22 protein-coding genes are annotated in these 24645 nt (G+C 59.1%); 13 read left to right on the forward strand and 9 right to left on the reverse strand.

The features are described 5' to 3' along the window. Positions 1–41 precede the first annotated feature (41 nt). From EV281_RS23615 to EV281_RS23625, 3 genes are all read left to right on the forward strand, one after another. Positions 42–1208 carry a mandelate racemase/muconate lactonizing enzyme family protein gene (locus EV281_RS23615; protein WP_132656684.1) on the forward strand — a complete coding sequence of 389 codons (1167 nt, stop codon included), beginning with the start codon at positions 42–44 and terminating at the stop codon, positions 1206–1208. A gap of 65 nt (positions 1209–1273) precedes the next feature. Beyond that, entirely contained in the window at positions 1274–2635 is a 1362-nt protein-coding gene (locus EV281_RS23620; RefSeq protein ID WP_132656685.1) for a mandelate racemase/muconate lactonizing enzyme family protein, read from the forward strand. A gap of 18 nt (positions 2636–2653) precedes the next feature. Then, on the forward strand, positions 2654–3853 hold the full coding sequence (locus EV281_RS23625; protein WP_132656686.1) for a mandelate racemase/muconate lactonizing enzyme family protein: 1200 nt from the start codon (positions 2654–2656) through the stop codon (positions 3851–3853). A 149-nt stretch (positions 3854–4002) separates the two neighbouring features. Here EV281_RS23625 and EV281_RS23630 read toward each other — a convergent pair whose 3' ends face one another. Genes EV281_RS23630 through EV281_RS23665 form a run of 8 tightly spaced genes read right to left on the reverse strand, consistent with a single transcriptional unit; the run spans position 4003 to position 12098 of the window. Further along, positions 4003–4938: a dihydrodipicolinate synthase family protein gene (locus EV281_RS23630; RefSeq protein ID WP_132656849.1), complete on the reverse strand. Its 936-nt coding sequence runs from the start codon at positions 4936–4938 to the stop codon at positions 4003–4005. A 25-nt stretch (positions 4939–4963) separates the two neighbouring features. Further along, on the reverse strand, positions 4964–5917 hold the full coding sequence (locus EV281_RS23635; protein ID WP_132656687.1) for an ABC transporter ATP-binding protein: 954 nt from the start codon (positions 5915–5917) through the stop codon (positions 4964–4966). Next, positions 5918–6934: an ABC transporter ATP-binding protein gene (locus tag EV281_RS23640; RefSeq protein ID WP_132656688.1), complete on the reverse strand. Its 1017-nt coding sequence runs from the start codon at positions 6932–6934 to the stop codon at positions 5918–5920. It lies immediately after the preceding gene. A gap of 8 nt (positions 6935–6942) precedes the next feature. Then, entirely contained in the window at positions 6943–7860 is a 918-nt protein-coding gene (locus tag EV281_RS23645; protein ID WP_132656689.1) for a dihydrodipicolinate synthase family protein, read from the reverse strand. A 19-nt stretch (positions 7861–7879) separates the two neighbouring features. Further along, the gene (locus tag EV281_RS23650; protein WP_132656690.1) at positions 7880–8758 is read right to left on the reverse strand and encodes an ABC transporter permease; all 879 of its coding nucleotides are present in this window, start codon (positions 8756–8758) and stop codon (positions 7880–7882) included. A 1-nt stretch (position 8759) separates the two neighbouring features. Then, positions 8760–9719, reverse strand: coding sequence for an ABC transporter permease (locus EV281_RS23655; RefSeq protein ID WP_132656691.1), 960 nt, complete (start codon positions 9717–9719; stop codon positions 8760–8762). A 53-nt stretch (positions 9720–9772) separates the two neighbouring features. After that, on the reverse strand, positions 9773–11371 hold the full coding sequence (locus tag EV281_RS23660; RefSeq protein ID WP_132656692.1) for an ABC transporter substrate-binding protein: 1599 nt from the start codon (positions 11369–11371) through the stop codon (positions 9773–9775). Beyond that, a complete protein-coding gene (locus tag EV281_RS23665) occupies positions 11355–12098 on the reverse strand; it encodes a FadR/GntR family transcriptional regulator (RefSeq protein ID WP_132656693.1) in 744 nt (247 codons plus the stop codon). Before EV281_RS23665 ends, EV281_RS23660 begins: the two co-directional genes overlap by 17 nt. A 188-nt stretch (positions 12099–12286) precedes the next feature. Here EV281_RS23665 and EV281_RS23670 point away from each other — a divergent pair, with 188 nt between their 5' ends. The 8 genes from EV281_RS23670 to pcaF all read left to right on the forward strand — a co-directional run bounded on the left by EV281_RS23670 (position 12287) and on the right by pcaF (position 20511). Continuing rightward, the gene (locus tag EV281_RS23670) at positions 12287–13036 is read left to right on the forward strand and encodes a GntR family transcriptional regulator (RefSeq protein WP_132656694.1); all 750 of its coding nucleotides are present in this window, start codon (positions 12287–12289) and stop codon (positions 13034–13036) included. Between the two features lie 69 nt (positions 13037–13105). Further along, a complete protein-coding gene (locus tag EV281_RS23675) occupies positions 13106–14623 on the forward strand; it encodes a putative N-acetylmannosamine-6-phosphate 2-epimerase (protein WP_132656850.1) in 1518 nt (505 codons plus the stop codon). A gap of 50 nt (positions 14624–14673) precedes the next feature. Beyond that, positions 14674–16005, forward strand: coding sequence for a sugar ABC transporter substrate-binding protein (locus EV281_RS23680; RefSeq protein ID WP_132656695.1), 1332 nt, complete (start codon positions 14674–14676; stop codon positions 16003–16005). A 55-nt stretch (positions 16006–16060) separates the two neighbouring features. Continuing rightward, the gene (locus tag EV281_RS23685; protein ID WP_132656696.1) at positions 16061–16933 is read left to right on the forward strand and encodes a sugar ABC transporter permease; all 873 of its coding nucleotides are present in this window, start codon (positions 16061–16063) and stop codon (positions 16931–16933) included. Then, the gene (locus EV281_RS23690; RefSeq protein WP_132656697.1) at positions 16930–17751 is read left to right on the forward strand and encodes a carbohydrate ABC transporter permease; all 822 of its coding nucleotides are present in this window, start codon (positions 16930–16932) and stop codon (positions 17749–17751) included. The genes EV281_RS23685 and EV281_RS23690 overlap by 4 nt, the downstream gene beginning before the upstream one ends. A gap of 153 nt (positions 17752–17904) precedes the next feature. Beyond that, the gene (locus EV281_RS23695; RefSeq protein WP_132656698.1) at positions 17905–18612 is read left to right on the forward strand and encodes a 3-oxoacid CoA-transferase subunit A; all 708 of its coding nucleotides are present in this window, start codon (positions 17905–17907) and stop codon (positions 18610–18612) included. After that, complete coding sequence (locus tag EV281_RS23700) at positions 18609–19298, forward strand: CoA transferase subunit B (RefSeq protein WP_132656699.1); 690 nt, start codon at positions 18609–18611, stop codon at positions 19296–19298. Before EV281_RS23695 ends, EV281_RS23700 begins: the two co-directional genes overlap by 4 nt. 10 nt (positions 19299–19308) lie before the next feature. After that, the gene (gene pcaF, locus EV281_RS23705) at positions 19309–20511 is read left to right on the forward strand and encodes a 3-oxoadipyl-CoA thiolase (RefSeq protein ID WP_132656700.1); all 1203 of its coding nucleotides are present in this window, start codon (positions 19309–19311) and stop codon (positions 20509–20511) included. A 6-nt stretch (positions 20512–20517) separates the two neighbouring features. On the opposite strand, the gene EV281_RS23710 is transcribed toward pcaF, so the two are convergent. After that, positions 20518–21405: an amino acid ABC transporter substrate-binding protein gene (locus EV281_RS23710; protein ID WP_132656701.1), complete on the reverse strand. Its 888-nt coding sequence runs from the start codon at positions 21403–21405 to the stop codon at positions 20518–20520. A 205-nt stretch (positions 21406–21610) separates the two neighbouring features. On the opposite strand from EV281_RS23710, the gene EV281_RS23715 reads away from it, so the two are divergent. Both EV281_RS23715 and glgX read left to right on the forward strand, forming a co-directional pair. Beyond that, positions 21611–22405, forward strand: coding sequence for an SDR family oxidoreductase (locus EV281_RS23715; protein WP_132656702.1), 795 nt, complete (start codon positions 21611–21613; stop codon positions 22403–22405). Between the two features lie 81 nt (positions 22406–22486). After that, positions 22487–24643 carry a glycogen debranching protein GlgX gene (glgX, locus tag EV281_RS23720; protein WP_132656851.1) on the forward strand — a complete coding sequence of 719 codons (2157 nt, stop codon included), beginning with the start codon at positions 22487–22489 and terminating at the stop codon, positions 24641–24643. The last annotated feature ends 2 nt before the right edge of the window (positions 24644–24645 follow it).

A 24645-nucleotide genomic window follows, 5' to 3' on the forward strand; every position in this document is an offset into this window, starting at 1 on the left:
CGAATATCGTTATCCCGACCACTTCAGATAGGACAGTTGAGATGAAAATCACCAGCGTTCGGCCGTGGCTCATCAAATCCGATGCTTCTTATTGGGGAGAGTTTCTGTTCGTCGAAGTGACGACCGACGAGGGGGTGAGCGGCTGGGGAGAAATCACTACCACGACAAGGCTTGCCAATCGCGCCCTTTGCACGATCCTACGGCAAATCGGTGCCGCTGTGACAGGCGAGGACCCGGGGCGTATCGAATATCTGTGGCACAAAATATTCCGCAGCTTCACCTACATGGGCAGTCGCGGCGCCGCAGTCGAATGCGTAAGCGCCATTGACATAGCCCTCTGGGACATCCGCGGCAAAGTCCTGGGTAAGCCGATTTATGAGCTGTTGGGCGGACCGGTACGCGATGAAATCGCGCTCTACACCCATCCCAATCAGCGCAAGTTTACCAGCAAAGAGGCTGTGGTCCGTGAAATCAGAGACATCGTCGAGTCCGGCCACACTGCGCTCAAGTTCGATCCCTTCCCCCAGCAGGGCCGCACCGCCGATGGACTGCCTCGCGAACAGCGGGACGGCTATCTCGATGGCACTATGACCCGTAAGGATGAGCGTGAAGCCGCCGAACTCACGGCTCTGATCCGCGAAACGGCAGGCCCGGATGTCGATATCCTCATCGATGCTCATGGCCGGTTCGATGTTCCCACCGCCATTCGCCTTTGTCGCAGCCTCGAGGAAGCCGGTCAGATCGACTGGTTCGAGGAGCCGTGTCCACCGGAAAGCCTCAACGCTCTCAAACAGGTCCGTGAGAAGGTCAGCGCCGCCATCTCGTGGGGCGAGCGCGGCCACACGAAGTGGGATTTCGTGCCGGTGCTCGAAAACAAGCTCGCCGACTACATCATGCCTGATGTCACCTGGACCGGCGGCATTACCGAACTCAAGAAGATTTCTGCCCTCTGCGAAGCCTATTACATCCCGGTCTCGCCGCATGACGCCGCAGGGCCGATCAACGTGGTTGCGGGAGCACAGGTCATGATGACCGTTCCGAATTTCTACAAACTCGAAACGTCGGAGTGGAATTTGGGCAAATACGATCACCTGATCGACAGACCGCTCGATATATCGAACGGCAGCCTCAAGCTTACGTCCAAGCCTGGCCTCGGCGTTGAAATGAACCGCGACTACCTTCAAAACCACGAGATAGAACTCGACTAGCCAACAACGCTCCATGCCGCCCGAGCGTGCGCGGCGACGAGCACCCACCAGAACAAGGACAAGCCATGCCAGAGGCATATGGAGCCGACGAGGCGCTCAATCGGGTGAACACGCATTCCAAGCCGTCCGATCTTCGCATTACCGACATGCGGGTAGCCGAGATTGTCGGCGCGCCGTTCACCTCCGTCCTGCTCAAGATTTACACGAACCAGGGCATCGTCGGGCTTGGCGAGGTGCGCGACGGTGCCAGCGCCACTTACGCGCTGATGCTGAAGAGCCGCTTGCTTGGCGAAAACCCGTGCGACATCGACCGCCTGTTTCGCCGGATCAAGCAGTTCGGCGGCCACGGCCGGCAAGGCGGCGGCGTTTCGGCAGTTGAAATCGCGTTGTGGGATCTTGCCGGCAAGGCCTATGGCGTGCCCATCTACCAGATGCTCGGCGGCCGGTTTCGGGAGAAAGTGCGCGTCTATTGCGATACCGATGCCACCGTGCCGAGTGGTACCGAGACCGGTAAGCGCCTTAAGCAGCGCATGGAGCTCGGCTTCACTTTCCTCAAGATGGATCTGGGGCTGATGCAGATCGCGGATGTGCCCGGTGCGGTCGTGTTTCCTGCCGGCTCACTGGAAGGATACCGCGACAGTCCCCGTCGCGGGCCCCTCAAAACCAATGAAGAGCGGCGTCTCCGCAACGCTGCCTACGATCTGCACAACATCCCGCACCCGTTTACCGGCCTGCACTTTTCCGACAAGGGCCTCGACCTGCTCGAGCAATATATCGCCGAGGTTCGAGAGGTCATCGGCATGGATGTGCCGCTCGCGATAGACCATATCGGTCATATATCGATGCAGAATGGCATTCGCCTCGCCAGGCGAATCGAAAAATACGTGCCAGCCTGGCTCGAGGATGTGATCCCATGGCAGTATACCGAGCAATACCGGCAACTGCAGGACGCCACCACCGTGCCGATCTGCACTGGCGAGGATATATACCTCAAGGAGGGCTTCGAGCCGCTGCTCAAGAGCGGCGGCGTCTCCGTCATCCATCCTGACCTGCTCACCAGCGGTGGCATCCTGGAGACCAAGAAGATCGGCGACATGGCGCAGGACCATGGTGTCGCCATGGCGATTCACATGGCAGAAAGTCCAATCGCCGCCATGGCCGCCGCACATGTCGCGACCGCGACCGAGAATTTCATGGCGCTCGAATACCACTCGGCGGATGTTGACTGGTGGGACGATATCGTCACCGGCCTTCCGAAGCCGCTGGTGAAGGACGGCTTCATCACCGTTCCGGACAAGCCGGGCCTGGGAATTGACGATGTCGTTGACGAGGTGATCTCGCAGCATTTGCAACCGGGTGTCACCGGCATTTGGCGGCCTACGGATCATTGGGACGACGAGTATTCCTGGGATCGCACCTGGAGCTGAAGCAAAAAAGGAACGAAGATGAAGATCACTGATCTGCGCTGTGCCGTTATCGGCAGACACCCGATCGTCCGCATCGTCACGGACGAGGGCCTCTATGGCTTGGGCGAAGTCGAATTCACCAAGTCCTACCTCAAGCCCTTCGTGCTGCATTTCCGCGAGGCGCTGCTCGGCGAGGACCCGACCGACGTCGAGAGAGTCATGCTGAAGATCCGCCAACGCGGCTCTTTCAAGCCGTATGGAGCGGCGGTGAGCGCCATCGAGCATGCGCTGTGGGATATTGCCGGCAAGGCCGCGGGCGTGCCTGTCTATAAGCTGCTCGGCGGCAAGGTGCGGGACAAGGTGCGCGTCTACAACGGCTCGATCCGCCAGAAACGTACGGGCGACCGGCCGGAGGATTACGCCGCTGACGTCAAATGGATGATGGAGCAGCCGCAGAACTTCTTCATGGTCAAGCAAGGAATCTCGTTCCACTCCAACATGAAGGACACTATCGAAGGCTTCCATTACGGCGTGACGCAGAAGAAGGCCGGCTATCACGGCGCCATGGATCAGGGCATGATCAGCGAGCGCGGTTTCAATCACATGCTCGATTGTGTGATCGCGATGAAGGAGGTCCTGGGCGACAAAGTCAGCCTGGCGCTCGACTGCGGCCCGGGCTGGATGCTGCCCGATGCGATCAAGTTCGCTCGCGCGGTCGAGAAGTACAATTTGATGTGGCTCGAGGATATGCTGACTGGCGACTACGTGCCGTGGGTCAATCCGCAGGCCTATCGGGAACTGACAACCTCCACCTCGACGCCGATCCACACTGGTGAGCAGATCTATCTGCGGCACAATTTCAAGGAACTGATCGAGACGCAGGCGGTACGCGTCATCGGTCCCGATCCAGCCGATATTGGCGGGATTGCCGAGCTCAAATGGGTCGCCGAGCACGCCTATATGCACTCAATCCTGATGGCGCCGCATGGCACCGCTAACGGTTTGCTGGGCCTCGGCGCACTGATCAATGTCTGCGCCACATTGCCGGCAAATTACGTCGCGTTCGAATATCCCAGCGCCTCTGACCCCTGGTGGGAGGATCTGGTCATCGGCTTGCCGCGGCAGATCGTGAAAGACAGCATGGTGGATCTATTGGAAGCGCCTGGGCTGGGCCTCGATATCGACGCTGAAGGAGCCAGGAAATATCTTAGCGAAGAGGATGCGGACTTTTTCGACTGAAGCTTTCTCCACCTGCCGTGTCTATCTTGTCGAGCGCCGGGTATTAGGGCTTGTCGAAACGGTTAGCGCCGGGACTGGCAAGTGGCGCGACGTATGCTCGTTCATGGCTCGCCCAGTCCGGACGACCTCCAACACTCCTCAAATTGTGCTCAGTGAAATAAATCGGGAAGCTCAGACATTGCGAGGCTTCGCAACCTCACGGCTTCCGAAGCATCGATCGATCGGTAAGGGAACCGCAGACGAGTCCCTACCGGTCCCCAATTGCCGATTGCGCTCAGCAATTTGTCGAGCGCAGCGTTCGAAAAACCCATGTTTTGGCGGAAGGGGACAATATGATTGTCCATGAATGCGCAGATCCGGCGCTCGAGATCGAGTGCGGCATCGAGATTACTCCGCATCGATGCCGTCCACTTTTGCGCGCCGCGGGGGCTAAGGCACGCTACATTGGAAAATGAGCCTGCCGCCACACTCTCTTTCATGCCGGTTGCGAGATGATGGCCGGGAACGAAAAGAGACCTGCCTGAAAGATAACGACGAGCCTCTGTATACCAGGAGCTGTCGCCGTCGGCGAGCTTGATGCCGATTACACCAGGCACCGACGCGCAGACCGCGCCCAGCTCTTTGGGCGTCAGAACGCGTTTTGCATGCGGCGGATTGTAAAGAATGAGCGGGATGCCGTCGGCCGTTTCCGCAGCACGATTCAGGAAATCGATCGCTTCGGCATCGGTTAGCGGCCACCAATCGGGCAATATCACCTGAATGGCTGCGGGATCGAATGCGCTGGCTCGGCGGACTCGGTTGAGCATGATCAGCGGGTCCGGCTGGCAGGCGCCAATCACAAACGGCATCGAGGATGCGCTGCAGCGCTCGGCCAGCAACGTTTGTATCCTGTCGAACTCCTCCTCGGTCTGATTGTGGAATTCACCGGCGGTCCCGTTCGAATAAATGCCATCGACTTTGGCGTCGATAAGGATGTCGATTTCCTCGCCGAGCTTGCCGAATTCGATGCTATCGTCGGCCGCAATCGGCAGCAGCAGGCTCGCCCAGTTGCCGCCGATGAGTGGATGCCGCTTCGTCGGGTTCATCTGTCTTTTTCCATGAGGTTTCAGTTTAATCGAGATCGTCGCGGATACAGGCCTTGAACCGGCCGGGCGCGACCTCCCGCAATTGAGGAACCGCACCAGCGCAGGCATCGAGCGCACTCGGACAGCGTGTGCGAAAGACACAGCCGCTGGGTGGATTGGCTGGACTCGGAATATCGCCTTTCAGGATCTGCCGGTCGCGCCGGGCATCCGGATCGGGTGACGGAATGGCGGAGAGCAGGGCGCGCGTATAGGGATGCTGCGGCCTCGCATAAAGGTCTGCGCTCGGTGCGATCTCCATGATGCGGCCGAGATAGAGCACGATGACCCGGTCGCAGATATATTCGACGACGGCGAGGTCATGCGAGATAAACAGCATGGTAAGGCCGAGCCGTTGCTGCAATTCGCGCAAAAGGTTGATTACCTGCGCCTGGATCGAAACGTCGAGGGCGGAAACGGGCTCATCGGCGACGATGAATTCGGGCGAGAGGGTCAGGGCGCGGGCGATACCAATGCGCTGGCGCTGTCCGCCCGAAAATTCATGGGCGTAGCGATTGATCGCATCGGCTGGCAACTCGACCTGGGTCAGGGCGGCTTGGGCTCGTTCAAGCCTGTCGCGTGCCGATCCGATCCCCTGAATCTTCAAACCCTCCGTGAGGATTTCGCCGATCGTCATACGCGGTGACAGGCTCGCGAAGGGATCTTGAAAAATATACTGCATGCGCGGCCGTTGCCGCCTGAGCGCCGAGGCGGAAAGGGCGGTCAGTTCCCTCCCGTCGAAGCGGACGCTGCCCGATGAAGGTTCGACCAGCCGAAGGACGGTGCGTCCGATCGTGGTCTTTCCGCTACCGGATTCGCCGACAAGCCCGACGACTTCACCCTTGCCGATATCGAAGGAGATGCCTTGCAGGATATTCAGCCGCGCACCGCGGGCCGTATAGTGTTTCGAAAGGTCGCGGACGGAGAGCAGCGGTTCGCTCATCTAGATCTCCTGCCATCTGATGCAGCGGCTGCGATGCTGCGAATTGATCTCTTCAAGCGCGGGAACGGCGGCGCGACAGGCATCGATCGCAAATTTGCAGCGCGGGGAAAAAGCACAGCCGCTTGGCATATTCATCAGGCTCGGAACCATGCCGGGAATGGCCGCGAGCTTTTCTCCTGCCTGTTTCATCCGTGACGCGTCTCCAAGGCGCGGCATGGAAGCGAGCAGGCCCATCGTATAAGGATGCTTCGGATTGCGAAAAACCTCGCCGACCGGTCCTTCTTCGACGATCCTTCCCGCATACATGACCGCGACGCGATGGGCGATTTCGGCAACCACGCCGAGATTGTGGGTGACGAAGAGCATAGCCATGCCGCGCTCGCGCTGCAGCTTGAGAAGCAGATCGAGGATCTGCGCCTGGATCGTTACGTCGAGCGCCGTCGTTGGCTCGTCGGCAATCAACAGCGCGGGATCGCAGGCCAGCGCCATGGCGATCGTCGCGCGTTGTCGCATGCCGCCAGAGAGCTCGTGCGGATATTGACCGGCGCGGCGTCTGGCGTCCGGTATGCCGACGCTTTCAAGCAGCGTGACGGCGGCATCCATTGCGGCCTTGCGATTGGCACCGCGGTGAATGCGGATCGGTTCGGCAATCTGGTCGCCGATCGTGAAAACGGGATTGAGGCTCGACATCGGCTCCTGGAATACCATGCCGATATCGTCGCCCCTGATCCTGCGCATGCTCTCCTCGTCAAGGGAAACAAGATCCTGGACCGTGCCGGACCGCGTCGTCAGACGGATGCTGCCGGCGGCGATTACACCGATATTGTGGCTCAGCAATCGCATAACCGACAGGCTCGTAACCGATTTTCCGGAGCCGGATTCGCCGACGAGCGCAAGCGTCTCGCCGGCGGCGACCGTCAGGTCGATATCGTTGACCGCCGTGATCTCGCTGCCGCGGACGCGGAAGACCGTTCGCAGTCCCTTGATGTCGAGTACGGGTTCGGCGGTCTGTTCCATCAGCCCTCTCAGTTCAGCAGGCCGGTTGCGCGCAGGATCTCGTCGATCCGTGCGGTTTCGGCATCGTTCAGAGCGGCGCGTGGTCGCGGCATGAGGGCAGAATCGATGATGCCAAGGCTGCGCATGGCCGCTTTGAACGCGCCAATACCGGATGCGCCACCACTCACACGGCCCTGCGCGACCCAAACGATTTCGAAGAGGCGGCAAAGCCGTTCCTGCTCTTTCTTCGCAGCGGCCCAGTCACCACGCTGGGCGGCATCCCAAAGGCGGACATATCCGTGCGGATCGACGTTGGCGATACCGGGCACCACGCCATGCGCACCCATCAGAAGGGCATTATCGACGACGATCTCGGAACCGGTCATCAAGAAGACGTCCTTGTGTTCGGCAAGGTCGAGGAGTGCGTAGCGGAAGTTGCCGTCATCACCGCTGGAATCCTTGAGGCCGATGATTGTGCCTTCCTTGGCGAGCGTGACCACTGTCTGCCGCTGTAGCTTGACGTGCACGCAGACGGGAATGTCGTAGGCGACCAGGGGAACATCCACGGCGTCGCGAATATAGCGGAAATGATCGAGGATCTCGGACTGGCTGGTTACCGTATAGAAGGGTGCGGTGACGACCACCGCATCGGCACCGGCGGCCTTTGCAACCTTCGAATGGGCGATGACACGATCTGTGGTCGGATCGATGACGCCGACGATCAACGGCACGCGCCCGTTCACCACCTTGGCGGAATGCTCGATGATTTCCCGCCGCGTCTTTTCGTCATGGAAGATGACTTCGCTTGTCGAACCCAGCACGAAAACGCCATGGCAGCCGGCATCGATCAGGTGTTCCAGCACCCGTGTATAAGAGGGATAGTCGACGGTGAGATCCGGATTGAGTGGCGTGACGACGGGGGGAACAACACCCTTGAATTTGGTCATTTTCTCTTTCTTTCGATTATCAGTTCAGTTCGGCACGGGGGTCGAAGGCATCTCGGAGGCCATCGCCAATGAAGTTGATTGCGAGTACGGCAAGGATCAGCGCAGCGCCGGGGAAGAGCCATTGCCACGGATATTGCTCGAGCACCGCCGTCGAGCGGGCTGCATTCAGCATGTTGCCCCAGCTTGCCGCCGGCGGTGCAATGCCGAGACCGAGGAAGGACAGGCCCGCTTCGAGCAGAATGGCATTGGCGATCTGCAGCGTGGCATAGACGACGAGGATATCGATGGAGTTCGGCAGGCCATGGCGGAAGAGCAGATGGCCGATGCCGGCGCCCATGCCGCGTGCGGCCATGACGAAATCGCGCTCGCGCAATTCCAGCAGTCGGGAGCGGACCATGCGTGCGAGCAGCGGCCACGAGAGCAGCGAGATGACCAGCACTGTCGGCCAGATGCCGGTCCCTGCAATCGAAGCAAGCACAAGCAGAAAGATGACGGGCGGCAGGGTCATGACCAGATCGACGAAGCGCATGGAAGCCGCATCGGCCCAGCGTCCTGCCAGCGCGGAGATAGCCCCGAAGAGAAAGCCGATCACAGCAGAGAGTGCTGTTGATGCAACGGCAACCAGCAGTGAAATCCGGCCGCCTTCCAGCACCCGCGCAAACACATCACGGCCGACACCGTCGGTTCCAAACCAGTGCGTCACCGTCGGGCCGCTGTTCATCGCCAGAAGATCGATGTCGTTCGGCTGGAAAGTCCACCACAGCGGATAGGAGAGGATCAGCAGCAGCAAGGGGACAGCGATGCAGACGCCGGCGACGGCGGCGTGATTGTGCAGAAAGCGTTCGAAGGCGCGGGCCAGTGGCCCCGGGCTGCGATGTTGAGGAGAGCGTGCCAACATGTCAGCCCACCTTGATGCGCGGATCGACGACCGCATAAGTGATGTCGGTCAGTAGATTGACGACGATGACGCAAGCGCCGATGACGAGCGTTGCCCCCATGATGACCGGGTAGTCGCGGGTCTGCACGGCATCGACCAATAGAAGGCCCATTCCCGGCCAGTTGAAGACGCTTTCGATGAAGATGGCGCCGCCGATCGCAAGGCCGATGGTCGAGCCGACCAGCGTCACGATCGGGAGGAGCGCATTGCGCAATGCATGTTTGGTGATCACCCAGAACCTGGGGACACCCTTGGCACGAGCCGTGCGAACGTAATCCTGGTTCAGGACTTCGAGCAGCGAAGCGCGCATATAACGCATGATCAACGCGCCTTGCGCAACGGACAGAAGTGCGGCGGGCAGGATCAGGTGGTGAAGGAGATCGCCCACTGAAAATTCCTCGCCCGGAGTCAGCATGCCTCCCGAAGGCATCCAGTGCAGGCGAACCGAGAAAACATAGAGGCCGATCAGAGCGCTAAGAAATGCCGGGCTCGAAATGCCGGCAAGCGCGACGACCGACAGGGACAGATCGGCGATAGAATTACGGCGGACCGCGCTGATCACTCCAAAGGCGATGCCGGCAACGATAGCGAAGGCCAATGACGTGCCCATCAATAGCACAGTGGGACCAATGCGCGACAGAACCAGACCCAGAACAGGCTGGTCGACACGTTTGATCGAATAACCGAGGTTGCCCATCAACGCCTGCTGCAGCCAGCCAAGATACTGGATGGGCAGTGGCTGATCGAGGCCGAGGCGTCTGCGCAGATCGGCGAGGTCGGCCGGCGACATTGGTATGTTCGGATCGATATAGGCATCGATCGGATCGCCTGGCGCCAGGCGCAGCATCAGGAAGATCAGCATGCTCAACGCAACGAGCATACCTATTCCTATCATCAGACGTCTGAGACTGTATCGGAGCATAGTAAATCCGTCTGTCGGGGTGGCCGAAGCCACCCCTTAGCTTCGCGGAATGCCTATTCGGCGATCGACCATTTCTGCGGGTCGGCCTGGTAGGGGCCGCCGCCCGGCGCCGGCGTCCAGACGAAATCCTTCACCTTGGTGGAGACGACGCCATAGCGATTTGCGACCCAGAGCGTGGCCCAGGGGAGGTTGCTGTTCATCACCTTGCAGACGTCCTGATAGGCGGCATTCCGCTTGGCGCTGTCCGGCTCTGCAATCGCAGTATCGAGCGCTTTGGTGAGTTCAGGCATGCGAACTCTCGCCACGTTCGGTCCAGCCGGCGGAATTTGCTTCTCATTAAGACCGACATTGATGCTTCCAGCATCCGGCCCGTTCTGCAGCCCGGCATAGACCATCTGGAACTGGGCGATATCCGGCTTGGGGTTCAGCACGATGCTGTTATAGGTCGGGGTATCGACAGCCCGAGGGACAATATTGATGCCGACCTGGGCAAGCATGGCCTGGACTGCGGCAAGCACATTGGTCGCCAGCGGCGTGGTGTAATAGGTCAGAAGCGTGATCGGTTTGGCGCCGTTGATCTGATCCCAGCCCGCTTCGGTCAGCAATTGCTTGGCCTTCTCAGGATCGTAAGCATAGGTGTCGATACCCTGCGGTATCAGCTGTTCGGCAACGTAAGCGCAGTTGGCCGGCTTGGCTGCGCCGCCGTAGAGGCTCTTGATGATGGCATCGCGATTGATTGCGTACATCACCGCTTTGCGGACGCGCACATCCTTCCAGATCGGAGAATCGTGATTAAAGCCAAGATAGTTGACTACAAAGGAGTCACCTTCGATGACCCTGAAGTCCTTGTTGTCCTTGAAGGTCGGCACGTCGTTGGAATCGACATATGTAAACTGAATCTCGCCGGACCTCAGCGCTGCAATCGCGGCAGCAGGATTGGCGAAATAGCGATTGATGACGCGTTCCAGTGCGGGCTTGCCTCCGCGGTAGTCGGTATTGGCGGCAAGTTCGACATACTGATCCGAGACATATTTGGTGAACTTGAACGGACCGGTACCGATCGGAGTGGTGGACCACCACGTGCTCTTCGCCAGTTGGTCGGCAGGTATCGAGGAGAGCGCATGCTCCGGCAGCATCATCACTTTCGTCATCGCATCGAGCAGACTGCCGCTCGGTTCGCTGAGCTTGATGACGAGAGTGCGGTCATCAGGCGCTTCGACAGACGATATGGCTTTCAGGCGTGCGGCGAGCACCGAGCCGGTTTTGGCATCCATCGCGAGGCCCATAGTGAACTTTGCGTCCTTGGCGGTGAACGGCTTGCCGTCGTGCCATTTGGCGTCCGCAAGCTTGAACGTGTAGGTCTTCTGGTCCGGGCTGACCTCATAGGAGCTTGCCAGTGCGCCAACGACGTTCTGCAGCTTCTCGTCATAGGTAATCAGCGGTTCGTAATAAATGCTGAGCCAGGTGAAGCCGGAGGTCGCGGCAAGCGGATTGAAATTGCCCTGGAAACCACCGGGACCGACGTCGAAACCGCCGGATAGGGTGGCGGCTTGCGCCTGGGTTGCGATACCGGATGCCACGACTGCCGGAACGGCAACGGTCGAGAGCATGACGCCGAGCGCGGCTACGGATAATCTAGACAGTCTTTTCATGTGTTCCTCCCACGTTTGAACTTGTCTTGTTATTGGCGATGACTCGGGCAATGCCCTCATAGTGACGATCCATGCGCCTGCGCGCTTCCTCCAGATCCTTCGCCTCGATTGCATCGACAATCGCCGCGTGATCCCGCCAAGTCGCCATTGGATCGACGTTTTCGAGGTTCACGAAATCCGACGCCTTGTAGAAAGCGAGCCAGAAGACATCGATCAGTCGGACAAGCGTTTCATTATGCTGGCAGCGAAACAACAGCCGATGAAACAGCTGATCGTCTTCGGCGAAAGTTTCACCGCGCTCCGCATGGGCGCGCATACGATTGACGGTCGCGCGCAGCTCGGCGATGTCTTCCTCGCCGATCATCTCGATCGTCTTGCCGATCAATCCCACTTCAAGCGTGCGGCGGATTTCGATCACTTCTTCGATCTGCCGCAACGCCCCGCCAAGTCCGTAGGCCAGATTGTCGAGGAGTGGCTCGAAGGAGAAAGCCTTCACGAAAATGCCGACACCGCGCCGTGTCTCCAGTACACCGAGGGATTCCAGCGCCTTGATGCCTTCGCGCAGCGAATTGCGGCTGACGCCGAGCTGCGTGGCAAGCTCTCCTTCGGCCGGCAGCAGCGTCCCCGGCGCCAGACCGTTATCATGGATGTAAGCGCGCAGACTTTCTTGCACGGATACATGCAGCAGCGGTGCGCGTGTCAGCGGCTTCATCGATTTCAAAACCATGTCCGATCTTCTCTTCGCCTCGCCGATAAGATGAAGAGCTACATATCCACTTGTAGGATATCTGTCAAATGGGCAGGTTTCGGCTCTTGTTGATAAGCGCTCGCCGGTCAGGCGATTGCCCTATCACTTTAATACCAGTATAGATCCAGATGGATTTCACAGAAAAAATTTAAAGGCATTGGAAACCCATGGCTACGGACGAACTGATCGAGGTGATCAGAAAGGAATTGGAGGCACCGGTATCCCAGCTGCCGCTCTACAAGCGCCTGAAGTCGGCGATTGAAACTGCGATCCGCTCAAACACCCTCAAGGCAGGTGCCGTATTGCCGGGAGAGCGGGTGCTTGCCGAGACGCTGTCGCTTTCGAGGGTAACGATACGCAAGGCACTGGCACTGCTTGAGGAAGAGGGTCTTCTCAATCGCCGCCACGGTTTTAAAACGGAAGTCGGATCCAGGGTCGAAAAGTCGCTTTCGACGCTCACCAGTTTCTCGGAGGATATCCTCGCGCGTGGCCTAACGCCAGGATGTATATGGCTTTCCAAGCAGATAAGCCGACCTTCCCCCACGGAGATGATGGCGCTCGGGGTCGCCGGGAACAGCAATATCCTGCGCATGAAGCGCATCCGTACGGCCGATGGCGTGCCGATCGCGGTCGAGACATCAACCGTCCCGGTTCGCTTTATCCCTTCGGCAAATCTGGTGGGCGACTCTCTTTATCAGGCGCTGGAAGCCCGCGGTTTTCTCCCGCAGCGCGCCGTTCAGCGCATGCGCTCGCGAGCAGCCTCCGCCGAGGATGCGCAGTATCTCCATTGCGAAGCCGGGGCGCCGCTGCTGATGACAGAGCGCCGCTGTTTTCTTGGCGATGGGCAGATCGTCGAATATTGCGAAAGCCGCTACAAGGGCGACGTTTACGACTTCGTATTCGAGCTGACGCGATGATACCAGTTATAAACTGGTTGTAATCTGGTACTTTCCAATTATCGTGATGCCGGAAATGGAGTGTCACGATTGCAGCGCGACGACATCAAAAAAAGTCTTATCGTTTCCTGCCAGCCGGTACCCGGCGGGCCGACGGACACGGCCGAATTCGTCATTGGGTTTGCAAGGGCCGCCGTCGATGCTGGTGCGAAGGCGCTACGGATCGAATCCGTCAACTACGTAAAAGCCGTACGTCCCGCCGTGACCGTGCCGATCATCGGCATCGTCAAGCGGGACCTCGAGGACAGTCCTGTGCGGATCACGCCATTCGTTGCCGATGCCGAAGCGCTCGCTGATGCCGGTGCCGACATTGTCGCCTTCGACGCTACGGATCGCGTACGGCCGGCGGCAGTCGAAGCCTTGGTGACGGCGGTGAAGGCACGAGGCAAGTTGACGATGGCAGACTGCTCGAGCCTCGAAGACGCGCGTAACGCTTTGGCGGCCGGGGTCGATTTCGTCGGCACGACCCTTTCCGGTTATGTCGGCGGGCCGGAGCCCGTCGATCCGGATATCGATCTGGTCGCCGCAATGCGCGCACTCACACCCTATGTCATTGCAGAGGGTCGCATCCGCACGCCCGAGCAGGCAGCAAGTGCCGCCGAAGCCGGAGCTTTCGCCGTGGTGGTGGGCTCGGCGATTACCCGCACCGAACATGTGACGGCCTGGTTCCGCGATGCCGTCGCGGCAGCTTACGACGCCAACAGCCTGCAGACGGTCCTTGCGATTGATATCGGCGGCACGAAAACGATGGCAGCGCTGATCAGAGGCAGCGAAGTGCTGGACGAAATGACCGTGCCGACAGCACGGGAATCAGGTCCGAATGCATGGCTTGCCGGCATTGCAGATTCTACTCAGCCGTGGGCGGATCGCTACTCCCATGTCGGCATCGCCGTTACCGGCTTCATTCAGGATGGATGCTGGTCGGCGCTCAATCCGGCAACGCTTGGCATTCCCGACCGGTACCCGTTGGTCGACAAGGCAAGGGAGGTTTTCGGCAAGCCGGCCTTTGCAATCAACGATGCACAGGCGGCCGCTTGGGGAGAGTATCGGTTTGGAGCCGGCAATGGTGGCGATCTGGTATTCCTCACCATTTCGACCGGCATCGGCGGCGGCATTATCGTCAATGGTCGGGCTCTTACTGGGCTCGCCGGCCATTTCGGGCTGATCCGCGGCCCGTCGGCAGGCCAATCGCCGCTCGAAGATCAGACGTCCGGCCGCTGGATCGCCGCCGAGGCCTCAAAAGCAGGATATCCGGGAACCGCAGCCGAGGTTTTCGACCATGCCACCAGAGGCGAGGCCTGGGCTGCCGAGATCGTCTCGCAATCGGCGTTTCGTGCGGCTACGCTCTGCCGCGACATCCAGATGATGCTCGATCCGAAGCAAATCGTCATTGGCGGCGGTATCGGCCTTGCAGCAGGCTATCTCGACCGCATGCGTCATTTCTTTGCGGGTGTCGATCCCAGGCTCACACCCAATCTCGTGCCCGCCAGGCTCGGTAGCCGTGCCGGTATCATTGGCGTGGCGAGCCTTGCAGTTCAGCGTGACTGATGAATTCCAGAAAACATCGATCCGAAGCTAACAAAAAAGAGGGAACTACGATGACATTGAACAGAACAAGCCTATCGGCGCTTGCCGTGCTTCTCGCAAGCGTTGCTCTGCCGGGAACCTCGAATGCGACGGTCACCGTTCTCGGCTGGCCGGGCGGCTCGGAAGAAACGGCGCTCCGCGCAACCGTGGAAGAATATAATAAGACACCCGGCATCAGCGACGCCGACAAGGTCGAGCTTTTGTTCTTCAACCGAGAGGGCTTCTTCGACAAGCTGCAGGCCGACATGGCAGCGGGCTCGACCGCGTTTGACATCAATCTCGTCGCCACCTACTCGATCGGTCGCTACGCACCCTACATGGAACCTGTCGATCTCGGCGAGGGCGCAGCGAAGACGTTTGGCGAATCCGTGCTGAAGACCATGCAGTTCGACGGCAAGCAGTACGGAGTGCCGACGGACCTGTCGCTGCACTTCATGTATTACCGCAAGGATCTGATCGATGCGCTGATGAAGGATGATGCGGCTAAGAAAAAATACGCGGAGATCGCCAAGCAATATCTGAACAAGGAACTGCAGCCGAAGGATCCGGACAGCTGGACTTGGGATGACTGGGCGGCGACTGCTCTTTATTTCTCCAAGCAGGTGAATTCCGAGAGCCCTGTGCGTTACGGCACCGTCCTGCAGATGAAGAACCTGCTCTTCAACATGATGGTGTTTCAGTCCTTGCCGCGCTCCTACGGTGGAAACTGGACCGATGAGGAGGGCAATATCACAGTCGATTCCAACGCCTACAAGACCGGCCTCGAACTCTACAAAAAACTCTACGACGCCGGTGCTTCGCCCAAAGATTCGCTGAGCTACGAATATGCAGAGACAAATGCTGCTTTCGGTTCCGGGCAGGCGGCGACAGCACTTCAATGGAACGCCGCTGCCGCAGATCTCACCAGCGCCGAGAAAAATCCCGCCGTTGCTGATGTCACCGGTATCGTAGCGCCGCCGGCCGGGCCGGAAGGTCGCGCTGACCATATCCATGGCCTTGGCCTCGGTCTGAACAAGAACGCCAAGAATAAGGATGGCGCCGTCAAATTCCTGAAATGGCTGGCGACCGAGGATGCCGCTTTGCTCTATGCCCGAAAGGGAGGTTCGCCAGCCCTCACGCCTGACGTTGTGGCAAAAGTCGCCAAGGAACGTCCGGATCTGGTCAAGCTCGGGGAATTTGCCAGCAAATACGGTTATGTGATGAACGGTGCGACCTCGGCGAATGCACTCTCCGTCTATGAGTTGCAGGCGAAAGAATTCACCGGCTACTGGTCAGGTCAGCAAAACCTTGAAGATGCATTGGCTCATACCAAAGCCGGAATGCAGGACCTCCTGAAGAAGTGAGACCCACCGGACGCCTCGCCTACCGCGCGGCGTCCGGCCCATCCGGCGGATTGAAATGGCGATCATAAAACGTGTCGAGGGAAGAGCCTATCTCACGCCGCTCGTGGGATTCCTGCTGCTGTTTCTCGGTTTTCCCGCAGTTATCAACCTCATCTATTCAGTCTCGACCGTCGACTTCCAGACCTTGCGAAGTCCGACACTGAGCGGCTTCGGCAATTACCTTGCCGTGCTTGCCGATCGTGATTTCTGGCGCGCAACGTTCTTTTCTTTGCGTTTCGGCATCCTGACGGCACTTATCGAATGCCTGCTCGGATTGTTTCTGGCGATCTTCCTGGCGCCGCTCTTAACGAAGCGATCGGCATTGATGGCGCCGCTTATGCTGCCGTTGATGGTCGCGCCGGCGATGATCGGCCTCATGTATCGTCTGGTGCTTCACGAATTTGCCGGGCCCGTGCCCTATTATCTCTTCGCCTGGTTCGGCGACAGCCCGGCCTTTCTCGATGTTTCACATGCATTCTGGACGCTGATCGTTGTGGAAACGCTGCAATGGACGCCATTTGCTTTTTTGCTCTTCTACATGGCCTATGTCGCAGTGCCGATCGACGTGCGGGAAGCCGCCGCACTCGACGGAGCGTCGGCTATGAAGATTCTCTGGTTTATCGAGCTTCCATTGATGCTGCCGACACTGGTGATCGCCTTCTTCATCCGTTTTATCGACGGTTTTCGCGTCTTCGACAATGTCTATGCGCTGACCGGCAGTGGTGCGGGCGGCTCCACGACATCCTTGTCGATCTATATCTATCAGGCGTTCTTCAAGGAGGGCGCGATCGGCAAGGCAGTGGCGGCCTCCGTCGTCCTCTTTCTCACGTCGCTGGTCGTCCTTTATGGTCTCAACTGGCTCGCCGGCCGCAGGAGGCATGAGCCATGATGAACACGCTGCGCTGGCTCATCTTTGCCGTTGCCGCTCTGGCAATGAATTTTCCGGTTGTCGTCACGCTCATGACCTCGTTCAAAAGCGCGCGCGAGCTTTCGACCAATCCCGGTCTGTGGATCAACCAGCCGACTTTTGAAAATTACCTTCGCGTGTTGACGCAGACTGATCGCTTCAACATCTATTCCTATCTCTGGAACAGTACCGTCGCCTCGCTGATCGGCACTGGGCTTGCGATCTTGCTTGCCTTTCCAGCAGCCTATGCGATCGCAAGGAGCGAGGTCGGCAAACACACGCTGCTGCCTGTCGTCATCAATCTACGGGCCGTTCCACTCATCATTTTTGCGATCCCGCTCTACATGATGTACCAGTTTCTCGGCCTGCTCGACACTCGACTTGGTCTCGGCCTGATCCTGACCATCGTCAACACGCCGTTGGCGCTCGTCATCCTTGTCAACGCGATATCCGACGTTCCGCTGGAACTCGACGAGGCGGCGAGGGTAGACGGGGCGAGTTCGTTGCAGATAATGATCAGCGTTATCCGGCCGGTCGTGCGGCCAGCGCTGGTGACGACCTTCATCTTCGGCTTCATCACCGCCTGGAACGAGTTCCTCTTCGGGTTGATGCTGACGACGAACAAGGCAGTTCCGATGACGGTCGGTGCATCGTTCTTCTTTGCGGCAAGCGGCGGCGGCGTTCAATGGGGCACAGCGTCTGCGGTCATGATCCTTGGCGCTCTGCCGCCCATCTTCCTCGGTTTGCTGATGTATCGACAAATTTCGGGCTCGATGACGGCGGGGGCGATCAAAGGTTAGGCAGGACGACAAAAAGGCGGACGCCTGGAATTTGTGCGATATATGAACAAATATCATATATCGCACAAAGTGCTTGCCGTTTGGAGGGCTCTCGATCTATGCCTTGCAGATGGGAGGCATGACGAGGCCTCATCCGGCAAGGAGAGATCCAGCATGGACAAGACAATCAGGAGCGCGGCAGACGCGGTCTCCGAAATCGGTGATGGAGCTACGGTGATGATTGGTGGCTTCGGCGGTTCGGGCGCGCCGATCGAGCTCATTCACGCCTTGATCGACAAGGGGCCGAAGAACCTCACGGTCATCAACAACAATGCCGGCAACGGCCGCATCGGCATCGCCGCGATGATCGATGCCGGCATGGTTAGGAAGATGATCTGCTCCTTTCCGCGCTCATCCGATCCGCGTGCCTTTACCGACAAATATCTGGCTGGCGAGATCGAGCTGGAACTCGTGCCGCAGGGCACGCTTGCAGAACGCATCCGCGCCGGCGGTGCTGGTATTCCGGCGTTTTATACACCGACCGGTTACGGTACCGAGCTTGCAGAAGGCAAGGTCATCACCGAGTTCGACGGCCGGCATTACGTGCAGGAACGGTGGCTGAAGGCGGATTTTGCGATCGTCAAGGCGAATGTCGGTGATGTCCACGGCAACCTCACTTATAACAAGGCCGGCCGCAATTTTAACCCGCTGATGTGCATGGCAGCGGCCAGGACCATCGCCCAGGTCTCTACCATTGTTCCGGCCGGCGGCATCGATCCAGAGCAGGTCGTGACACCGGGTATCTTCGTCGATCGTGTGGTCGAGATCGCCAATCCGCAACAGGAAGAAGAGCTCATTCGAGCCGGGGTGGCCTACGTATGACCGTCGACGCCAGAGAAGACATCAAGCTCTCCAATGCCCAGATCGCCTGGCGCGCGGCACAGGATATTGCCGATGGCGCCTATGTGAACCTCGGTATCGGTTTTCCGGAAATGGTCGCCCGATATCAGCCGCCGGGCCGGCAGGCGATCTTCCACACAGAAAACGGTATCCTCAATTTCGGCGAGGCGCCTCCATCCGGCGAGGAGGACTGGGATCTCATCAATGCCGGCAAGAGAGCGGTGACGCTGAAGCCGGGTGCGGCCTTCTTCCATCATGCGGACAGCTTCGCCATGGTACGCGGGGGTCATCTCGATGTCGCGATCCTCGGCGCCTATCAGGTCGCCCAGAACGGCGATCTCGCCAACTGGCGTGTCGGCGCCAAGGGCGTACCTGCCGTTGGCGGCGCCATGGATCTCGTGCACGGTGCCAAGCAGGTCTGCGTCATCACCGAGCATGTGACCAAGAACGGCGAACCCAAGCTAGTGGAAAAATGCACTTTCCCGCTGACAGGGGTAGGCTGCATCACCCGCATCTACACGAGCCATGCCGTCATCGACATCAGGGAAGGACGCTTCGTTTTGCGCGAAAAGCTTGCCGCCATGTCGGTCGAGGAACTGCAGGCCATGACCGGCGCGCCGCTGCATATCGAGGGGGCGGTTGCTGACCTCGTCGTTCCCGAACTCTGAGGACAAGTCCATGACCGAAGCCTTCATTTGTGATTATATCCGCACGCCAATCGGCCGCTACGGCGGCTCGCTATCCTCGGTCCGCGCCGATGATCTTGGCGCCATCCCGCTGAAGGCACTGATGACGAAGAATGCGTCCGTCGATTGGGAAGCCGTCGACGACGTCATCTTCGGCTGCGCCAACCAGGCAGGCGAGGATAATAGAAACGTCGCGCGTATGTCGCTGTTGCTCGCCGGTCTGCCAGTCTCCGTTCCAGGCACGACGATCAACCGGCTCTGCGGCTCGGGTATGGATGCCGTCATGACCGCGGCGCGTGCCATTCGGTCAGGCGAAGCCGAACTGATGGTTGCGGGCGGCGTGGAAAGCATGTCGCGTGCACCCTTCGTTTTGCCGAAGGCCGATACGGCCTTTTCGCGCGCGGCTGAAATTCACGACACGACCATCGGCTGGCGCTTCGTCAATCCGCTGATGAAGAAACAGTATGGTGTCGATTCCATGCCGGAAACTGGCGAGAATGTTGCCGAGGATTACAATGTCAGCCGTGAGGATCAGGACGCGTTTGCCGTGCGCTCGCAGGCCAAGGCGGCTGCCTCTCAGGCAAGCGGCAGGCTCGCGAAGGAAATCATCTCGGTGACCATTCCGCAGCGCAAGGGCGATCCTGTTGTGGTCGAGAAGGACGAGCATCCACGCGCAACCAGCATGGAAGCGCTTGGTAAGCTGCCGACGCCTTTCCGCCAGGGCGGCACGGTGACGGCCGGTAATGCCTCCGGCGTCAATGACGGAGCGGCTGCCCTCATCATCGCTTCGGAAGCGGCGGCGAAGAAATATGGCCTGACACCGATCGCTCGTATTCTTGGCGGTGCCGCTGGCGCGGTTCCGCCGCGCGTCATGGGCATTGGCCCAGTACCGGCGTCGCGCAAGCTCATGGCGCGGCTTGGCTTGAAGCAGGAACAGTTCGATGTGATCGAGCTCAACGAGGCCTTCGCCAGCCAGGGGCTCGCAGTGCTGCGAGAACTCGGCATTGCCGATGATGATCAGCGCGTAAACCGCAATGGCGGCGCCATCGCGCTCGGCCATCCGCTCGGCATGTCGGGCGCCCGGATCACCGGGACGGCCGCTCTGGAGCTCAGTGAAATCGGCGGCCGCTATTCGCTCTCGACCATGTGCATTGGCGTCGGCCAAGGCATTGCCGTGGCGCTCGAAAGGGTCTGAGGCGGGCTATTCCGGGATCGACTGCATCATGATCTCGCTGCGAAGGGCTGGTGCCTCGGCACCGAAATAGGTTTTGAGCAGTTTCGGGAAATCGTTCGATGTGTAGAAATCGGTCAGGGTGCGGTCGACAAGCAGCCGGAAGGTGGAATCGTCGCGCCGCACCGCAATGCCATAGGGTTCGTGGGTGAAAAGCCGGCTGCCAAGCTCCAGCGCCGACCGATTGTTTGCCCGATCGGCAAGGCCGATGAGAAGGGCGCGGTCGGCGAAGTAGGCATCGATCCTGCGGTCTTCCAGCGCCTTCAACCCGTCCTCGTGGGTGGCGAAATCGACGATGCGCGTCTGCGGCACATCTGGTCCGATCGCATCGCGCAGCGTCGCACCCGTCGTCGTGCCGGCGCGCACCCCAATCGAACTCTGGGCAGGCGATTTCAGGTCGACGGCGCTGACTGGTTGCTTGTCGAGAAAGAGAACCTGCAGATAATCCGGCGAGTCCCTGCGAAGCAGTGCGCTTGCACCGGTCAGGAAAACCGGCTGGGAGAAATCGACGCTTTCGCGCCGCTCGAGATTGATCGTGGTCGCACCGCAAAGCAGGTCGACCTTTCCATTCTCCACCGCGCCAAAACCGTCTGCCAGCGTCGTTTCGACATATTCTTTCTTGAGGCCGGAAACATTGTGGCCAACCTCGTCGGCGATACGACGGCAGAGATCGATCGTATAGCCCGCGGGGCTGCCATCGGCCTTCTTGAAGGAGAAGGGCTTCTCATCGGTAATATAGCCGATGCGGATTGTCTTGCTCTGTTTTATGGTGTCTAGCGTCTGCGCCATCGCGGGCGCAAAGGCGGGAAAGGCAAGAGCAAGGCCCAGAAAAAGCAGCCGTCGCGCACGGTTCAGCATCTTTTCCCCTCAAACAGCGATTGCCTCGTAATGATCCGAACCGGAGACTATGGCCTGCCGGTCATTTGTCAACGGCGGCTCCTGTTGCCGCAGGTGCCCGCATCTTACTCTTTCGTGCATTGCCCTTTCGTGGTTTCCCCTGTTAAGACTGGTGCATATCATTTTATCACCTATGTCCTTGGTTTTTCGGGAGGCTATCGTCGCCATGGCAAATCTTGCTCAATTGCTTGCATCCATTAAAATTCCGGACCTCGCTGGCAAAGCGGTGCTGATTACCGGCGCTTCCACCGGTATCGGCGCTGCCGTTGCACGCGCCTTCGCCGCACAGGGCGCCAAGGTTGGCGTTCACTACAATTCAAGCCGCGAACCGGCCGAACAACTGGCTGATGAGATCAAGGCAGCCGGCGGCACGGTGCATCTGGTGCAGGGCGACGTGTCGCGGGAAGGCGAAACGGAACGCGTCGTTGAAGAGACGGCGAAGACCTTCGGTCATCTCGATGGCCTCATCAACAATGCCGGCGGCATGCTCGGCCGCAAGCCGACCTCGGAATATACCGATGAGCATTATGAGAAGGTCATGAACCTGAATGCCCGCTCGGTGCTGGCAGCCACGCGTGCTGCTCATCCCTGGCTGAAGAAACAGGGCGGCTTCATTATCAACACGACGTCGATCGCTGCGCGCAATGGCGGCGGCAATGGCGCCATTCTCTATGCGGCGTCAAAGGGCTTCGTCTCGACGATTACCCATGGGCATGCCAAGGAATTCGTCGCCGATAAAATCCGCGTCAATGCGGTCGCGCCCGGTGTCATCGCCACCCCTTTCCATGAGCGTTATACCAATGACGAGCAGATGGAGATGCAGCGCAAATCGATCCCGATGGGCTTCGTCGGCACTTCGGAAGATTGCGTCGGCGCCTATCTCTTCCTCGCCTCTCCGACGCTGTCAGGCTACATCACCGGCCAGATCATCGAGGTCAATGGCGGCCAGCTGATGCCCTGATCAGGGCCGAAAGATCGGAATTTACGGAACTTTCGTATTGGAATGACGTTTCCCGCTTGGACATTCATCAAGCGGGGCGTCATGAGCTTTTCCTTTTCCGAACTCGACTTCTTAAAACCGGAGCTGGGGGCGGAATATACCGGTTCGGGCACGCATTTCGCGGTTTTCTCCGCTCATGCAGAACAGGTGGAACTCTGCCTGTTTTCCCCAGATGGCAAGAAGGAGATCGCTCGGCTGCCGCTGCCGAAGCGTGAGGGCGACATCTGGTCGGGCTACATAGCCGGCCTCGGTCCGGGCACGGTCTATGGCTACCGCGCCCTCGGCCCTTACGACCCGAAGAACGGCCATCGTTTCAATCCCAACAAGCTGCTGCTTGATCCATATGCCAAGCAAGTGATCGGTGATCTCAAATGGGACAATGCGCTGTATGGATATGAGATCGGCAAGGACGATCTTTCCTTCGACGAGCGCGACAGCGCGCCTTACATGGTCAAGGCCGTCGTTCAGGATCCGGATTTCGACTGGGCGGGTCAAGAAGCAATACGGCGGCCATGGCCGGAGACGATTATCTATGAGGCGCACGTCCGCGGACTGACAATGCTGCACCCCAAAGTGCCCGACAGGCTGCGTGGCACCTTTCTCGGCATGTGCAGCGATCCGATCATCGACCATCTCGTGAAGCTCGGCATATCGGCGATCGAGCTGTTGCCGATCCAGTTTTTCCCCAATGACCGGTATCTGGAAGAGAAGAAGCTGACGAATTATTGGGGTTACCAGACACTCGGATTTTTTGCGCCGCAGGCCCGTTATCTTTCGGGCGACAGGATCACCGAGATCAAGACCATGGTGAAAAAGTTCCATGCCGCTGGCATCGAAGTCATTATGGACGTCGTCTACAACCATACGGCTGAAGGCAGCGAGAAGGGACCGACGCTGTCCTTTCGCGGGCTCGACAACGCAAGCTATTACATCCTCTCGCCCGATGATCCGCGCCATACGTTCGATACGACAGGCACCGGCAATACGCTCAATGTCGCCAATCCCATGGTCATGCGCATGGTGCTGGACAGCCTGCGTTACTGGGTTGGCGTGATGCATATTGACGGCTTCCGTTTCGACCTCGCCAGCACACTCGGTCGCCAGGATCTGGAATTCGACCGGCAGGGTCTATTCTTCGGCGCCATCCGCCAGGACCCGATCCTTGCCGGCGTCAAACTGATCGCAGAACCCTGGGATGTCGGCGCGGGTGGTTATCAGGTTGGCGGGTTCCCGCCTCCCTTCCGCGAATGGAACGATAAGTTCCGCGACGATGTGCGCCGCTTCTGGAAGGGCGATGGCGGCATGGTGTCGGAAATTGCGCAGCGTATCACTGGCTCGGCGGTCCAGTTCAACCATTCGGATCGTGGTGCGACATCATCGGTCAATCTGCTATCGGCTCATGACGGCTTCACGCTGATGGACACAGTTTCCTTCAACGACAAGCACAATGAGGCAAATGGCGAGGATAACAGGGACGGCCATTCGGACAATCACTCCGACAATATGGGTGCCGAAGGCGCGACCGATAACGAGGACATCAACAGGCTGCGGGCGCGGCGGCGCCGCAACATGATGGCGACCCTGATGTTATCGCAGGGCGTCCCGATGATCCTTGCGGGCGATGAGGTCGGTAATGGCCAGGGTGGCAACAACAATGCTTACTGCCAGGACAACGAGATCGGCTGGACGAAATGGGATGGTCTCGATGATCCATTCCTCGATTTCTGCCGCAAGGTCGTCGCGTTCCGCAAGGCGCATCCGGTGCTCAGGCAGGAGCGTTTTCTGACAGGCGACAGCACTGAGGATGGACGTATCGAAATCGCCTGGTACAAGCCGGACGGCAATTTCATGGACGAGGGTGCGTGGAACGACGACGAGCTTCGAGTGCTTGGCGTCTATCTGTCGAAGAGCGCGTATTCTCCCGATAGCGAAGAAATGGATGATCTCTATCTGGTCTTCAATGCGGGTGGAGATTGCGAGGTGCACTTGCCTGAGGTCAATGGACTGAAGCAATGGGCGCGTGTCCTGGATACCGGCGCGGAGGAGGACGCCTTCAAGCTCCATGAGCAAGAAAGTCCCGTGATGGTTTATACTCAAAGCATCGCCGCGTTTGCGCCGAAGGGGCAGACCAAGCCGCCAAAAGGTGCAAGCAAGGCCGAACGCCGCAGGTGGTTCCATTTCGGGCGGCGAGGCAAGTGATA

It is taken from the genome of Rhizobium sp. BK418 (assembly GCF_004341105.1).
Taxonomy (GTDB): domain Bacteria; phylum Pseudomonadota; class Alphaproteobacteria; order Rhizobiales; family Rhizobiaceae; genus Rhizobium.

What these genes read in the sequence shown, in the direction of transcription:
- EV281_RS23615 (WP_132656684.1), top strand. Translation starts at nt 42, where the DNA reads ATGAAAATCACCAGCGTTCGGCCGTGGCTCATCAAATCCGATGCTTCT.
- EV281_RS23620 (WP_132656685.1), top strand. Translation starts at nt 1,274, where the DNA reads ATGCCAGAGGCATATGGAGCCGACGAGGCGCTCAATCGGGTGAACACG.
- EV281_RS23625 (WP_132656686.1), top strand. Translation starts at nt 2,654, where the DNA reads ATGAAGATCACTGATCTGCGCTGTGCCGTTATCGGCAGACACCCGATC.
- EV281_RS23630 (WP_132656849.1), bottom strand. Translation starts at nt 4,938, where the DNA reads ATGAACCCGACGAAGCGGCATCCACTCATCGGCGGCAACTGGGCGAGC.
- EV281_RS23635 (WP_132656687.1), bottom strand. Translation starts at nt 5,917, where the DNA reads ATGAGCGAACCGCTGCTCTCCGTCCGCGACCTTTCGAAACACTATACG.
- EV281_RS23640 (WP_132656688.1), bottom strand. Translation starts at nt 6,934, where the DNA reads ATGGAACAGACCGCCGAACCCGTACTCGACATCAAGGGACTGCGAACG.
- EV281_RS23645 (WP_132656689.1), bottom strand. Translation starts at nt 7,860, where the DNA reads ATGACCAAATTCAAGGGTGTTGTTCCCCCCGTCGTCACGCCACTCAAT.
- EV281_RS23650 (WP_132656690.1), bottom strand. Translation starts at nt 8,758, where the DNA reads ATGTTGGCACGCTCTCCTCAACATCGCAGCCCGGGGCCACTGGCCCGC.
- EV281_RS23655 (WP_132656691.1), bottom strand. Translation starts at nt 9,719, where the DNA reads ATGCTCCGATACAGTCTCAGACGTCTGATGATAGGAATAGGTATGCTC.
- EV281_RS23660 (WP_132656692.1), bottom strand. Translation starts at nt 11,371, where the DNA reads ATGAAAAGACTGTCTAGATTATCCGTAGCCGCGCTCGGCGTCATGCTC.
- EV281_RS23665 (WP_132656693.1), bottom strand. Translation starts at nt 12,098, where the DNA reads ATGGTTTTGAAATCGATGAAGCCGCTGACACGCGCACCGCTGCTGCAT.
- EV281_RS23670 (WP_132656694.1), top strand. Translation starts at nt 12,287, where the DNA reads ATGGCTACGGACGAACTGATCGAGGTGATCAGAAAGGAATTGGAGGCA.
- EV281_RS23680 (WP_132656695.1), top strand. Translation starts at nt 14,674, where the DNA reads ATGACATTGAACAGAACAAGCCTATCGGCGCTTGCCGTGCTTCTCGCA.
- EV281_RS23685 (WP_132656696.1), top strand. Translation starts at nt 16,061, where the DNA reads ATGGCGATCATAAAACGTGTCGAGGGAAGAGCCTATCTCACGCCGCTC.
- EV281_RS23690 (WP_132656697.1), top strand. Translation starts at nt 16,930, where the DNA reads ATGATGAACACGCTGCGCTGGCTCATCTTTGCCGTTGCCGCTCTGGCA.
- EV281_RS23695 (WP_132656698.1), top strand. Translation starts at nt 17,905, where the DNA reads ATGGACAAGACAATCAGGAGCGCGGCAGACGCGGTCTCCGAAATCGGT.
- EV281_RS23700 (WP_132656699.1), top strand. Translation starts at nt 18,609, where the DNA reads ATGACCGTCGACGCCAGAGAAGACATCAAGCTCTCCAATGCCCAGATC.
- pcaF (WP_132656700.1), top strand. Translation starts at nt 19,309, where the DNA reads ATGACCGAAGCCTTCATTTGTGATTATATCCGCACGCCAATCGGCCGC.
- EV281_RS23710 (WP_132656701.1), bottom strand. Translation starts at nt 21,405, where the DNA reads ATGCTGAACCGTGCGCGACGGCTGCTTTTTCTGGGCCTTGCTCTTGCC.
- EV281_RS23715 (WP_132656702.1), top strand. Translation starts at nt 21,611, where the DNA reads ATGGCAAATCTTGCTCAATTGCTTGCATCCATTAAAATTCCGGACCTC.
- glgX (WP_132656851.1), top strand. Translation starts at nt 22,487, where the DNA reads ATGAGCTTTTCCTTTTCCGAACTCGACTTCTTAAAACCGGAGCTGGGG.